The sequence below is a fragment of the Niastella sp. OAS944 genome (genome assembly GCA_024809215.1).
Classification (GTDB): Bacteria; Bacteroidota; Bacteroidia; order Chitinophagales; family Chitinophagaceae; genus Niastella.
The window spans coordinates 712230-724767 of record JANUBW010000001.1 but is presented as its reverse complement, the minus strand read 5'-3'; the positions used below and the strand labels follow the sequence as shown (position 1 = coordinate 724767).

Annotated in this window: 15 protein-coding genes; 6 read left to right on the top strand and 9 right to left on the bottom strand. The window is 42.3% G+C overall.

Annotation, left to right across the window (positions count from 1 at the left end; genetic code table 11):
- Positions 1 to 63: 63 nt before the first annotated feature.
- The gene (locus GGD38_RS02820; RefSeq protein WP_375299547.1) at positions 64 to 627 is read right to left on the bottom strand and encodes a Crp/Fnr family transcriptional regulator; all 564 of its coding nucleotides are present in this window, start codon (positions 625 to 627) and stop codon (positions 64 to 66) included.
- Between the two features lie 159 nt (positions 628 to 786).
- Between GGD38_RS02820 and GGD38_RS02815 the strand changes: the two genes are divergently transcribed.
- Complete coding sequence (locus GGD38_RS02815; RefSeq protein ID WP_375299548.1) at positions 787 to 1752, top strand: MBL fold metallo-hydrolase; 966 nt, start codon at positions 787 to 789, stop codon at positions 1750 to 1752.
- A gap of 55 nt (positions 1753 to 1807) precedes the next feature.
- Here the strand turns inward: GGD38_RS02815 and coaE are convergent, their stop codons facing one another.
- The 4 genes from coaE to nusB form a co-directional block, all read right to left on the bottom strand.
- Positions 1808 to 2401, bottom strand: coding sequence for a dephospho-CoA kinase (coaE, locus tag GGD38_RS02810; RefSeq protein ID WP_375299549.1), 594 nt, complete (start codon positions 2399 to 2401; stop codon positions 1808 to 1810).
- A 290-nt stretch (positions 2402 to 2691) separates the two neighbouring features.
- Positions 2692 to 3030, bottom strand: coding sequence for a preprotein translocase subunit YajC (yajC, locus tag GGD38_RS02805; RefSeq protein ID WP_375299550.1), 339 nt, complete (start codon positions 3028 to 3030; stop codon positions 2692 to 2694).
- A gap of 165 nt (positions 3031 to 3195) precedes the next feature.
- Positions 3196 to 3639 (bottom strand): DUF1573 domain-containing protein, encoded by a 444-nt coding sequence (locus GGD38_RS02800; RefSeq protein ID WP_375299551.1) that lies wholly within the window; start codon positions 3637 to 3639, stop codon positions 3196 to 3198.
- A 41-nt stretch (positions 3640 to 3680) separates the two neighbouring features.
- Positions 3681 to 4661, bottom strand: a complete 981-nt coding sequence (nusB, locus tag GGD38_RS02795) for a transcription antitermination factor NusB (protein ID WP_375299552.1) — start codon at positions 4659 to 4661, stop codon at positions 3681 to 3683.
- A 324-nt stretch (positions 4662 to 4985) separates the two neighbouring features.
- Between nusB and groES the strand changes: the two genes are divergently transcribed.
- The 4 genes from groES (at position 4986) to GGD38_RS02775 (ending at position 8318) form a co-directional block, all read left to right on the top strand.
- Positions 4986 to 5276, top strand: coding sequence for a co-chaperone GroES (gene groES, locus GGD38_RS02790; protein WP_132559568.1), 291 nt, complete (start codon positions 4986 to 4988; stop codon positions 5274 to 5276).
- Positions 5277 to 5336: 60 nt separating this feature from the next.
- On the top strand, positions 5337 to 6974 hold the full coding sequence (gene groL, locus GGD38_RS02785) for a chaperonin GroEL (RefSeq protein ID WP_375299553.1): 1638 nt from the start codon (positions 5337 to 5339) through the stop codon (positions 6972 to 6974).
- Between the two features lie 176 nt (positions 6975 to 7150).
- Positions 7151 to 7543, top strand: coding sequence for a hypothetical protein (locus GGD38_RS02780; protein ID WP_375299554.1), 393 nt, complete (start codon positions 7151 to 7153; stop codon positions 7541 to 7543).
- A gap of 139 nt (positions 7544 to 7682) precedes the next feature.
- On the top strand, positions 7683 to 8318 hold the full coding sequence (locus GGD38_RS02775) for a hypothetical protein (RefSeq protein ID WP_375299555.1): 636 nt from the start codon (positions 7683 to 7685) through the stop codon (positions 8316 to 8318).
- 42 nt (positions 8319 to 8360) lie between these two features.
- On the opposite strand, the gene GGD38_RS02770 is transcribed toward GGD38_RS02775, so the two are convergent.
- The 4 genes from GGD38_RS02770 to GGD38_RS02755 all read right to left on the bottom strand — a co-directional run bounded on the left by GGD38_RS02770 (position 8361) and on the right by GGD38_RS02755 (position 11967).
- Complete coding sequence (locus GGD38_RS02770) at positions 8361 to 8687, bottom strand: YdhR family protein (RefSeq protein ID WP_375299556.1); 327 nt, start codon at positions 8685 to 8687, stop codon at positions 8361 to 8363.
- Between the two features lie 922 nt (positions 8688 to 9609).
- Complete coding sequence (locus tag GGD38_RS02765) at positions 9610 to 10209, bottom strand: DUF1080 domain-containing protein (RefSeq protein ID WP_375299557.1); 600 nt, start codon at positions 10207 to 10209, stop codon at positions 9610 to 9612.
- Between the two features lie 74 nt (positions 10210 to 10283).
- On the bottom strand, positions 10284 to 10793 hold the full coding sequence (locus GGD38_RS02760; RefSeq protein WP_375299558.1) for a cupin domain-containing protein: 510 nt from the start codon (positions 10791 to 10793) through the stop codon (positions 10284 to 10286).
- Between the two features lie 163 nt (positions 10794 to 10956).
- Positions 10957 to 11967, bottom strand: a complete 1011-nt coding sequence (locus GGD38_RS02755) for a hypothetical protein (RefSeq protein WP_375299559.1) — start codon at positions 11965 to 11967, stop codon at positions 10957 to 10959.
- A 116-nt stretch (positions 11968 to 12083) separates the two neighbouring features.
- Here GGD38_RS02755 and GGD38_RS02750 point away from each other — a divergent pair, with 116 nt between their 5' ends.
- Positions 12084 to 12434, top strand: a complete 351-nt coding sequence (locus tag GGD38_RS02750) for a hypothetical protein (RefSeq protein WP_375299560.1) — start codon at positions 12084 to 12086, stop codon at positions 12432 to 12434.
- Positions 12435 to 12538: the final 104 nt, after the last annotated feature.

Genomic DNA, 12538 nt, shown 5'->3' with positions numbered 1-12538 from the left:
TTGGAAAGAACACCACAATTTGCCCCCGATCTACATCACAAGTTTGGCGTGATGTAGATCACGCTAAGAAGTTAGGCGGCTGAGGGTTTCGCGGGTAACACCCAGATAAGAAGCCAGCAGGGTTTTATTTACCCGTTGCATAAGGGCGGGGTATTGCTTTAGTAACTGCTCGTACCGTTCCGCTGCGCTGGAGGTGAGGAGTGACAGCAAACGGCGTTGTAATGCGATATATCCTGAATGCGATTTTTTAAGAAAGAAATGCTCCATTTTCGGCATGGCGGCAAACAATTTCTGATTGTCTTCCAGGGTAATGCAAAACACGCTGGTGTCTTCAAGACAATCGAGCGACATGGTGGCGTTTGTTTTGGTCAAATAAGCGTGGTCATCACTTACCCACCAGTCTTCCATGGCAAAAAGCAAAATATGCTCTTTATCATCGGTACTTGTATGCGACAACTTTAGTAAGCCCGATACTACAAAATAGGTATGGTTAACGGCATCGCCCTGTTGAATAAGGAACTGGTGCTTTTTATATTTTCTAAACGTAAAATGAGAAAGCACAAATGCAAACTCTTCATCCGTTAGTGAAATTAATTTTTCAAAATGCTCCCTAAGTTTTTCCTGCATGTTCCTGGTATTGATATGATAGCCCGAAATTAATAGACAATAGGCAATAGGCAAGGGGCGCCCGATTTTCGGAGATCTTGCCCATTGGTTCTTATTGGCATAGAATTTATTTAGATAAATAAGTACCAGATCATTCTTCCAATCTTTAAAAGCTCGCAAATGAAAAACGGAACGATTAAATCAGTGATCAATTTAAATTGGTTTAGCGTAGCGCCGGGCATATGGGGACTACGCGATGGCTTTGTAAACGCCTATTTCATACATAACGCTGTTGAGAAAAAATGGGTGCTGATAGATACCGGGCTCAAACGCTCTGCTGCCAAAATAAAGGAACTGGCCGATAATCTTTTCTGGCCCGATTCAAAGCCGGCCGCCATTATTTTAACCCATGGCCATTTCGATCATGTGGGTTCTGCCCTTGAACTGGCGCATGAATGGGATGTGCCGGTGTTTACCCATTTAATGGAATTGCCTTACCTCACAGGACTTTCGGCTTATCCGCCTGCCGACCCCTGGGCTGGTGGTGGATTAATGTCGGTTGTTTCGCCTGCATTCCCATCGGGCCCGTTCAATATCAGTGAACATATTCAACTGTTGCCGCAGGATGGCAGTCTGCCATTTTTGCCCGACTGGAAATACATTCATACCCCTGGTCATTCGCCAGGTCACATCAGTTTGTTTAGAAGAAGGGACCGGGTGCTGCTGGCCGGCGATGCATTTGTTACCACCCGCCAGGAATCGGTATGGTCGGTAATGATGCAAACCCGTAAACTCACGGGGCCGCCACGGTATTTTACCTACGATTGGAATGCTGCGGCCAGATCGGTAAAAACGCTGGCCGATCTGGAGCCTGAAGTGGTTGCTACAGGTCATGGTCAGGTTATGAAGGGTGAACAAATGCGGAAAATGCTCCACAAACTGGCAGATAACTTTTATGAAGTGGCAGTACCTGCTCATGGGCGATATACCCGCGAACCGGCTATTACCGATGAAGGTGGTGTAACCTATCTTCCAAAACCGGTGAACAAAATAGCGCCTGCGGTGGCTATTGCTGCGGGAGTAGCAGTGTTAGGGTTGACGGCGTGGTTGTTATTGCGAAAGAAGAATAAAACACAGTTTGGTTAATTTATAAGTTGACGAGTTAACTGGTTACGAGTTAACTCGTCAACTGCTTGTATATCTATTTAGAACCAAGTTCCAATAATGTATTATGCAACTTAATAACCTGCGGAATAATAGCCTGTTGCTCATCATTATAAATTACAAAATCGCATAACCGCATTTTAATAACATCCTGTATTTGTTTTTCAATGCGGGCAAGCACCTGGTCGCGGGTTAAACCATCGCGTTTCATGGCGCGCAGTATACGTAAAGGAACGGGTGCTGTAACCCCAATGATATAATCGTATTGATCTTGTGTACCGCTTTCAAAAATAATGGCGGCTTCCTTAATGGCATAGGGAGTTGTTTGCCGGCGCATCCAGTTTTCCGAATCGCGAATGGTGGCGGGATGCACCAGGCTATTCATTAATTCCAGTTTTTGTTTGTTGTTGAATACCTGGCCGCCAATATAGGCACGGTCGAGCTGGTTGTTTTTGTAAGCAGAAGCGCCAAAATGCTCTATGATCTGTTTGCGAACTTCTTCATCTTCGTTCATTACCCGCCGGGCTGCCTCATCGGCATAGTACACAGGAATGCCAAGCACTTCAAATACTTTAGCTACAGTACTTTTACCACTGCCAATGCCGCCGGTTATGCCGATCTTTAAAGTCATAGGTGAGCAAGTTAGTACAAAAGTTTATTTATAGGTTTTCGAAGAAGCTGTTTCCTGTTACCGGTTTCCGGTTTCCGGGAAATACAAAATACAGTTGCAGGTTTCAGGGTTCAGGTTGCAGATAATGCAGCTCATGCTTCGCTATAACTTTGCATTTTCGCGAAGCTTTTATATTGTCTGCAAGCTGCACTTAATGCCCGGTAACCGGCAACGGGTAACCGGTACCAACAAAAAAGCCTCCGGTTTAACCGAAGGCCTGTAGTATTGTTTTTTTCCCTTTAAAGGAGTAATTACTTAGCTGGTGTAGCAGCAGCAGTCTTATTTACATTAGCGGTCATCTCTAAAGAGATTGCGCTTTTTTCTATTTTCATGTAGCTGCCAGGGCTGGTTTCCACGTCAATGGTGCCATCCTCATTCAATTTATTTACACGGCCATGAATACCGGCAATGGTAACGATCTTATCGCCTTTTTGTAAATTTTCCTGGAACTGTTTGGCTTGTTTGGCCTTTTTAGCTTGCGGACGGATCATAAATAACCAGAATACGAGGATCATACCTACTAAAAGGATCAACTGCATGTATCCGGCGCCACCACCTTGAGCCTGCAATAAATAAACTAAAGAAGTCATTGTTATGTGAATTTGAATATTTGAAAAAATTTAAAATATTGAACTAAAGTACGAAATGTGATAATTTGATAATTCGATAATTTGATAATGCCTTTGTGCGGCCGTCTGAATAATCGCGAGCCTCTGTATTTCATTATCACATTATCTCATTATCACATTAGCTAATTATTTCTTCACCACTTCTACATCAAAGTGCACTGTATGACTTTGCGTGCCTTTGGTATTAGCATCTACATAAATATCCTTGCTGTTTTTTCCGGGGCGGCCTTCGCTGTTAAAGCTGGCCTTTATGGTTCCTTCGGCGCCTGGTGCTATCGGCTCCTTGGGCGGTTCAGCGGCCGTACAACCACAACCTGGTTTTACGCTACGGATAATCAAGGGTTTATCGCCGGTGTTTTTAAACCTGAACGATACATCCAGCTTTTGCCCTTCATTGATCTTTCCATAATCCTTGCTGGTTGAATCAATCCATTCAATTGTCGTGAATTTGGAGCTGTCAAACGCTTCTTTGGGAATAACATGGCTGCTGCCATTACCCGCAGGCGTTTTGTCGGCATAATCGCAACCAATGAAGGTGGCTGCAGCTATCAGGGCCAAAAAGTATTTCATCAAGGAATAAAATTTTTGCAAATCTAATTAAAGCAACCCAATCAGGAAGGTTTATTCGCCGATTGCTGTGCTTGTGCCGAATTGGGCGAAAACGCCACTTTATTCATCTGGTTATCACGCACAAGATCTTTATGTATATTATCCAGAATACCATTCACAAACTGACCGCTTTGCTGGGTGCTGTACTCCTTGGCCAGGTCAATGTATTCATTGATGGTAACTTTTGGAGGAATGGTCTCAAAGAAGAGGAATTCGCAAACGCCCATCCGCATAAGGATCATATCGAGTGAAGCGATACGGTCGGGGTCCCAGTTCTTAAGTTTTGGTTTAATATATTGTAACGCCAGTTCCTTCTTTTCGAGGGTGGTTTGCAGCAGGTTCTTGGCAAATTGCCATTTTTCCTTGCTTAACAGCTCCTGAAAGTTGTAGACGCTGGGTTTGTTCATGAAATTTTGCATCAGTACCACCACCATATCAGCATCATCGTCCCAGTTGCTGAAATACTCTTCTATATAGCTGGTGAAGGTTTCATTGGGCAGTAACAGTGTATCCCAAATGTATTCAAGGATCTCTTTCTCATCTTTCTTATCTCTTCCCTGAACGGCTATGTATTGCTGGTATTTTTCTGAGTCAACCAGTTCCTGGTAAATTTTCTTTAGCAGGTCGGCGTCGATGAGCATTTCTGGTTTATCGTCCTTTACAGCTTGTTTGTAAGAGGGGTGATCGAGGATCTTCCATAACAGCTCGTTGCCGGCTAGTTTGATGTTAACGTTAAGGTCTTCTTTTGTTGGCAGGTGTTTGGAAGCGCGGTTGCGGGCGTCGGTTTCCGCATATCGGGCCACTTCGGTAAGAAAATGGATCAAATAAATAAAAAGCTGCCGGGTTTGATCAAAGTGTTTCTGTAGGATCTTCACAGTATCAACTGGCTTTGTAGGCACTTCACCTCCTGATTCTGCGATCTGACTTTCTACAGAATAGATGGTTTGCATAACTTTCACACGAATGTTTCTTCTACTGATCATCTTGCAAGAACTTGTTTTTGAGCGCACAAAGCTATACGATTTTAAGGGTACCCCCAAAATCGTGTTTATGATCTTTCTTATAATATGCATTTCTTGTTCAACGACAACATCCTGTGACCGAATGGGTTGGGTGCTGCTAAAATGTCACATTAAAAAGTTGACCTTGTCGGTTTTCATTCCGGTTTTCTGCCATACTATACCAAAAACGCTGAAAAAATGACCTTTAGGAAAGGATTGGTATAAAATTCGTTTACTTTTGCCGCCCCGGCTTTTTGGCAGAGGGCCCCCACAAAACATCATCAAAAATTTAAAAACAAATACACTATGGCTAAGAAAGTAGATGCTATTAACGTTACCCCGCTTCATGATAGGGTAATTGTTAGACCAGCTAAAGCGGAAGAGAAAACCGCCGGTGGTATCATTATCCCGGATACTGCTAAAGAAAAGCCTCAACGTGGTACGGTTGTAGCTGCAGGTCCTGGCAAAAAAGATGAGCCAGTAACTGTAAAAGTAGGTGATACAGTTCTGTATGGCAAATATGCAGGTACTGAGATCTCTATCGAAGGAGATGACCTGCTGATCATGCGCGAAAGCGATATCTTAGCTATTGTTTAATCAATAAGCTAACCTGCAAAGACAAATTATATAAATAAGTAAATACTCAAATTACGAGATATGGCAAAACAACTTTTCTTCGATATCGATGCCCGCAACAAAATGAAAAAGGGTGTTGATACACTGGCCAATGCTGTTAAAGTGACTTTAGGTCCCAAAGGCCGTAATGTGGTTCTGGAGAAAAAATTCGGTGCTCCTGCAGTTACAAAAGATGGTGTTACCGTAGCTAAAGAAATTGAACTGGAAGATCCCATTGAAAATATGGGTGCTCAAATGGTTAAAGAAGTAGCTTCTAAAACTGCTGATATTGCAGGTGATGGTACTACTACTGCTACCGTTCTGGCACAGTCTATCATCGGCGAAGGTTTGAAGAACGTTGCCGCTGGTGCAAACCCAATGGACCTGAAACGTGGTATCGACAAAGCTGTTGAAGTTGTTGTTGAGAACCTGGCTGGTCAATCACAAACCGTTGGTATCAACAGCAAACAAATTCAACAGGTTGCTTCTATTTCTGCCAACAACGACGAAGCAATTGGTAAACTGATCGCTGAAGCTTTCTCTAAAGTAGGTAAAGAAGGTGTTATCACTGTAGAAGAAGCTAAAGGTACCGATACAACTGTTGATGTTGTAGAAGGTATGCAATTCGATCGTGGTTATACTTCAGCATACTTCGTTACCAACAGCGAAAAAATGCATGCTGAACTGGATAACCCATACATCCTGATCTACGACAAAAAGATCAGCGCCATGAAAGATATTCTGCACATTTTGGAAAAGGTAGCTCAAAGCGGCCGTCCTTTATTGATCATTGCAGAAGAACTGGAAGGTGAAGCACTTGCTACACTCGTAGTTAACAAACTGCGTGGTACCCTGAAGGTGGCTGCTGTTAAAGCTCCTGGCTTTGGCGACCGTCGCAAAGAAATGCTGCAGGATATCGCTGTACTTACTAAAGGTATCGTTATCAGCGAAGAGCAAGGTTACAAACTGGAAGGTGCCGACCTTACTTACTTAGGTCAGGCTGCTTCTATCACTATCGATAAAGACAACACTACTATCGTAGGTGGTAAAGGTAAAAAAGACGATATCAACGCCCGCGTTAACCAAATCAAAGCGCAGATCGAAGTAACTACTTCTGATTACGATAAAGAAAAATTACAAGAGCGTTTGGCTAAATTAAGCGGTGGTGTAGCTGTATTGTACGTAGGTGCTGCTACCGAAGTTGAAATGAAAGAGAAGAAAGACCGCGTTGACGATGCCCTGCACGCTACACGCGCTGCTGTTGAAGAAGGTATCGTTCCTGGTGGTGGTGTTGCTTACATTCGTGCTATCGCCGGTTTGAATAAACTGAAAGGTATCAACGAAGATGAGAACACAGGTATCGCTATCGTAAAACGCGCTATCGAAGAACCGCTGAGACAAATCGTTGCTAACTGCGGTCTCGAAGGTAGCATCGTTGTACAAAAAGTAAAAGAAGGTGAGAACGATTACGGTTTCAACGCACGCGCTGAGAAATATGAAAACCTGCTCCGCGCCGGTGTAATCGATCCTACTAAAGTTACCCGTATTGCATTGGAAAACGCCGCTTCTATTGCCGGTATGGTACTCACTACTGAGTGCGTAATTGCCGACAAACCTAAGAAAGAAGAACCCCATGTACATGGCGGTGGCGCTCCTGGTATGGGTGGCATGGATTATTAAGAAATATGAAGTAAGAAGTAGGAGGTATGAAAATGCCGACTGCGCTTACCTCGCGATATTATCCCCCCGGTTGTACCGGGGGGATTTTTTTTGTCTTCCCCTTTAACACTCCTTTAGTAAACAACCTGTTTCCAAAGCCATCTATTACAGTATAAAAACAATGGAGGAAACAGTATATGAAACAGATTTTTACCCTTATCGCAGTAATGTTTAGTATTACTTCTTTTGCTGCTCCTGGTCCTAAAAATGCTAAAATATCAATTTCAAATAACGATCGTTCAAACATACAGGTTAAGATCGATGGTAAAATGTACGACCTTAACAATACCTTCGTAATGGACAATGTTCGTGCCGGCCGCCACGCCATCACCATTTACAAAACCGAGAATGTAGGTTTTAGAAAAAGAACCACCCAGATCTATAACAACACCATGTTTGTATCAAACGGCCAGTTTATAAGCATTGACATTAACCGTTTTGGTAAAGTAATTTCTAAAACTACTGACATGAATAAATTTGATCGTGATGATCGTTACGATAACAGGAATAATAATTACGGAAGACACTAATTAATTTAATTATATGATAAGGCCGCTTCTTTTACGGGAGCGGCCTTTTATTGCAGTCTGGTCTTCAATTGACAATTGCCCATTGCCTGTTGCCCATTGGCTTTTTATTCGTAACTTATACGCAATCAAACCTGCTGCCATGAAACACATTGCCTGGTGTTTGTTGTTGCTGTGCCAGTGCGCTCTGGGTCAAATACCAAAAGAAGAAGAGCTGAACACTATAACCGGAAATCCTTATTTATTTAAAGAGTGGAACGATGGGGTAGTGCGCTTTACCAGTGGCCGCACCATGAACCAGTTTAAGCTGAAGTTCGATTGTTTAAAGAATTCCCTGCTGCTGCAATTTCAGGGCAATGCATTTGCCACAGAAAGCAAAGTGCAGGAATTTGTAATGTATCCCAAAAAGAAAGACTCGCTGCTGTTCCGCCGTGGTTTTCCGGCCACCGAAAAAACTACCGATCAAACCTATTTTCATGTATTGATACAGGGAAAGGTATCGCTGTTACGCCTCATTGCCCGCAATATTATCGAAGAAAAACAGCTTGTTTCCGTAAATGGGCGCGTTGACCGGCGTTTGGAGGAAATAGAACAGTACTACATGCTTCAGAACAATCAAATGATACTATTGCCAGCCAATTCAAAAGACCTGCCCGAAGTGTTTGGCGATAAAAAAGAGGCAATTGCCCAGTTCATTGCCGCCAAACAGCTGAGGATGCATGATGCTACCGACTTTGTTGAAGTAGTTAATAAGTATAATGAGTTGCTTAAGGAGTGAGCAAAGTTGCTCATTTGCTCACTCTTGTCCGTGATCAACTCCTTAGGCCATCATCATTTCTGAAACAGGGGCATGCGTAATAACACTAGGTTCTTTAACAATATCGGTTTCCCTCAAATCAAAATTGCTCAATGCAGGATGCGATAACACTGATTGTACCAATGGGCTTTGCTTAAATGTTGAAAGCGCTTCTTCATCCTTAAAAAGATAAACGGCGCCACCTTCCTGTTTTTCCTCATCTATTAACCATATTTTCCATTCGCAACCGGGCACTTTTGCAAATTCTCCGGCAACGGAAAGAAGAAGCTCTCTGAACTCAGCATGAGGTAAATTGTAGTTGAATTTTGTAATTAAGATTTTATGTGTCATAGCTATTTTTTATTATAAAGTTGAAAAACTTCATTATTATAAACAATGACGGTGAATAGCTTTGACATGTTTATTTGATTTTGAACCGTTGTAATTTGCAACGCACCAAATGTTGATTGCAATATCTCATTGCTGGGTGGTTTTTATCCATCGTAAGCCTGCAATGCGTTAAAAGCTGGTTGCAGCGCTTCTTTGCAGCGCTGCAACGATCAACCTTTGTAAATATTTACCGGTTCTTGTAAACTTTCAGAGATTTTTTACAACTATTCCTGTTTTTGAAAAAAAAAGCCGGGTTTGTTACAACTATTGAGTTTTTTTGTAAGCCTTCAGTATTTCCTTCCAATTTTTTAGGATTCTTTCAAGCTTTTCTTATTTCCTGTAAGAAGTTAGAGATTCCTGTAAATAATCGGGGATTCCTGTAAGCTTTTCTGTTTTCTTTAAATCTTTTGACGTTTCCTGTAAGGAATGGCGGATACTTGTAAGGTTTTAGGAATTCCCGAACGGAAAAGCGAATTCCTTTAATCTTTTAGCATTTCTTGTAGGGAAAAGCAAATTCCTGTAGGGTTTTAAAGATTCCCGTAAGGAATTGTTTTTTATTAGAAAGATCCGGCTCAGAAGTGATAAAAAAGTAATATTTTTTGCAAATCACCTTGTTACACCGTCTGTAAAATAAAAAAAGGTGTTCCGCCGGTTGGCGAACACCCCTTATAACAGTAATGCCTTGAGCCTGTGGTCTCAAAGATTACCCTCTTACGGATGTAAAACGGGTTAAAAAGGGAGCGGGTAGCACTTAATATGACGCAAAATTTCGCATGCGCGTTGTATGCAGGTGCAAAATGTTAACAAGTTGACGGGTTAGCATTTTGACGAGAATTAAAATGCCAGGCCGTTTATAGTTCCCCTTTAGGTTTTAAAAAACAGGCTAATCCAGCACTTTGATCTTAATATTCTTCCACCGAACTTTAATGCCACCGCCGGAATGTATTTGCAAGGCTATAAAACCTTCCCCTTTACCTATCTTTTCATCTTTTAAAGTGATCATCTGATGCCCATTTAACCAGGTGGTTATTTCATCATTGATCATGCTGATCTTCATAGTGTTCCATTCGCCCATCTTTAACCATTTTTCGTCTTCGGCCTTGGGTTGAATAAGCCAGCCGCGGCCATAGCTTTCGTAAATACCACCGGTATGTGCATTGGATGGGGCCACTTCAACCTGCCAGCCGCTGATCTTTACACCCTCAATACCCGAACGAATAAACACCCCGCTATTGCCGTTTGCTTCCTGTTTGAACTGCACCGTGAGCTCGAAATTTTTATACTTTTCATTGGTGCTTAAATAACCATACTCTTTATCGGGACCGCTTTCACAAATCAGTTCGCCTTTTTCTACATACCATTTTTCTGTGCCGTGGATCGTCCACCCCGTAAGATCTTTACCATTGAAAAGCGATTTTTTCTTTTGGGCCGAAAGGCCAATCGTTAGCAGAATACATGCTGAAAATAACAGTAATTGTTTCATGCGTTTAAATTACATAAAAAAGCCACTCCGCTGTGGGCGGAATGGCTTTTTTATGAGTTCACGAGTTAACTCAATTATGCTATTGTCAGTTCTTTTATTAGTTGCGAATGCGCAGGGTAGGAGGCCATAAGCTCTGCCTGTTTCGCCAGTTCAAAATCGGCAAAGTCGAAACCCGGGGAAACGGTGCATCCCACTAATGCATATTCGCCACCGGGCGCCAGCCGTGCAGCAAACCAGTTGCCTGCGGCTATTACACACTGAAAGCTTTCATTATTATCGGGGTCGCAACCCAGGCGGTGTTCTGTCAGGCTGCCTTGTTTATCTATTTCATAAACGATCAACGCATCGCCATAATAGAAATGCCATACTTCATCGCTTTTTATTTTATGAAAAGCAGAGAACTGTTGCCGTTGCAGTAAGAAGTAAATGCTGGTGCAGAAGTTTCGTTCACCCCCGAACGTAGAAGGAAGTGCCTGCAAAGGCGCCATAACCGGGCTCCGGTATATTTCCCTGAAAGCACCACCTTCTATATGGGTAGTTAGTTGTAGTTTATTTATCCAGTACTCAGCGGTTCTATTACTCATTTTTTAATTCTTCTTTACAAGTCGCTGCCTAAAGGCTAAGGCTAAAAGCGAAAAGCAATACAATACATTTTGAATCAGGCTTCCTGTATTTGCTTTCAGCTTTAGGCTTTCGGCTTTTAGCTTTTTGTTATGGCCGAAATAGTTTCCGGTTTTAAGGTAGCTGCTATTCAATAATGATCTGCTTATCACGGGCACCCCAATACCAATAACGCAACGAGTCTTTTATACGGGTGGTATCGGCCGGCGTGCCCGGCAAAGAAATAACAATTTTGAATAAAGTAGAGTCGGTAGTTTCGAGCTGCACCTTAGGTTTAAGCCGGTTCAACATACCTATTGCTGTTGTTTTTGACTTAGTGGTTTGCAGTACATACTTATACATTTTTTGAGGCCCGGTGGCAACAGGGGCTGTAGCGGTAGCGGCTGGTGCACCTGAAACAGTGGTTGCTTTTGTAGTATCTGCGCCATTTACATCATTAAGTAATACACTGTCTTTATTGATAACATTCTCCAGCGCTTTTTTAGGATCATTCAGGTTCGACAGGTATTCTGATGTTTGTTGTTGTGTATCCTCAGCATTACCAGAAGAAGCGGCTGTTTCTGTTTTGCGATCTTTTACTTTTGAAGAGAAGAGGCTGTAACCACCCCATACAATGATGCCAATACCAACTATAACGCCCATGATGATGGCAATACGGCGGATCTGCGAATTTCTTGCTTCATTGGGATCTTCATCAAAAACCGATTTCTTTTTGGGCCTGTCTTCCAGGTGGTCTGCATTCGTTAATGTGGGCGGCGACTCAAGGCGTTGTACAACAGGCTGGCCTGGTGTAAACTCGTATACTCCTTCGCGGTTCTTTTGTAAAGTGCCTATGCCTTCAATGTGAAAGGGCTTGCCAATGTTCAGCATCAGCTTGCCATCGGCTACAAATGTCTCCAGGTCCGACTCTGCCAATGGCCTTATCTTGCCGGTGTGCTTTCTGATAAAATCAATCAGTTCTTCATCGGGCTTGGTAATGCTTTTTTGAGCATAAGAGATGTGGTCAAGCAGATCACGCGAGCCTTTATCTATATTTTGTACATCTAAAGCAATATCAAGGTAAAAGGTTCCTATACCAGGTAAGTTCAGTCTCTTATTCTGGTAAAAATATTGCGCTACTAAAACAGAAATTTTCAAGAGATTAAGGATTTTTGGTGTAAGTTAAGTATTTATTTGACTGTACCACAATACACTACAAGGTAAGTTATTACTTTTGCTGGAAGTTTATTTGTTTGTGGATTAATTTATTAGGCATGCTTACTGAAACACAAAAGGCGTTTTTGAAGTACTGGGAGGAGAACCGGTTACGGGAAAAAAAGATCAATAAACAACTATTACTGGGGCTTCCTATAGGAATGCTGTTTGCAATTCCCGTATTAATTATATTGTTTTCCGGTAAATTCTGGTACCAGCGCGCCAATATGGAGGCCAATAGCCAGAGCAGTCCGGTCGTACTAATAATTGCTATAATATGTATTGCTGTATTTGTGGCTTTATTTTACAAACGCCATCAGTGGGACCAGCGGGAGCAGCATTATCTTGAGCTGAAGGCGCAGGAGCAGGAGCAGGAAGAAGCTGCAAGGCAACAAGGTAACGAGCAATAGACAATAAAAATGCAGGCTGAGCAGTTATTGATTTTTGCCAATTAACACAACCTGTCTGTGACCCTAAAGAATGCAGCAATCTTCTATAAATCATTGTCTCTTAA

Excerpts from the sequence above, each read along its gene's own strand:
- GGD38_RS02820 (WP_375299547.1), bottom strand. The coding sequence starts at position 627 with ATGCAGGAAAAACTTAGGGAGCATTTTGAAAAATTAATTTCACTAACG.
- GGD38_RS02815 (WP_375299548.1), top strand. The coding sequence starts at position 787 with ATGAAAAACGGAACGATTAAATCAGTGATCAATTTAAATTGGTTTAGC.
- coaE (WP_375299549.1), bottom strand. The coding sequence starts at position 2,401 with ATGACTTTAAAGATCGGCATAACCGGCGGCATTGGCAGTGGTAAAAGT.
- yajC (WP_375299550.1), bottom strand. The coding sequence starts at position 3,030 with ATGACTTCTTTAGTTTATTTATTGCAGGCTCAAGGTGGTGGCGCCGGA.
- GGD38_RS02800 (WP_375299551.1), bottom strand. The coding sequence starts at position 3,639 with ATGAAATACTTTTTGGCCCTGATAGCTGCAGCCACCTTCATTGGTTGC.
- nusB (WP_375299552.1), bottom strand. The coding sequence starts at position 4,661 with ATGATCAGTAGAAGAAACATTCGTGTGAAAGTTATGCAAACCATCTAT.
- groES (WP_132559568.1), top strand. The coding sequence starts at position 4,986 with ATGGCTAAGAAAGTAGATGCTATTAACGTTACCCCGCTTCATGATAGG.
- groL (WP_375299553.1), top strand. The coding sequence starts at position 5,337 with ATGGCAAAACAACTTTTCTTCGATATCGATGCCCGCAACAAAATGAAA.
- GGD38_RS02780 (WP_375299554.1), top strand. The coding sequence starts at position 7,151 with ATGAAACAGATTTTTACCCTTATCGCAGTAATGTTTAGTATTACTTCT.
- GGD38_RS02775 (WP_375299555.1), top strand. The coding sequence starts at position 7,683 with ATGAAACACATTGCCTGGTGTTTGTTGTTGCTGTGCCAGTGCGCTCTG.
- GGD38_RS02770 (WP_375299556.1), bottom strand. The coding sequence starts at position 8,687 with ATGACACATAAAATCTTAATTACAAAATTCAACTACAATTTACCTCAT.
- GGD38_RS02765 (WP_375299557.1), bottom strand. The coding sequence starts at position 10,209 with ATGAAACAATTACTGTTATTTTCAGCATGTATTCTGCTAACGATTGGC.
- GGD38_RS02760 (WP_375299558.1), bottom strand. The coding sequence starts at position 10,793 with ATGAGTAATAGAACCGCTGAGTACTGGATAAATAAACTACAACTAACT.
- GGD38_RS02750 (WP_375299560.1), top strand. The coding sequence starts at position 12,084 with ATGCTTACTGAAACACAAAAGGCGTTTTTGAAGTACTGGGAGGAGAAC.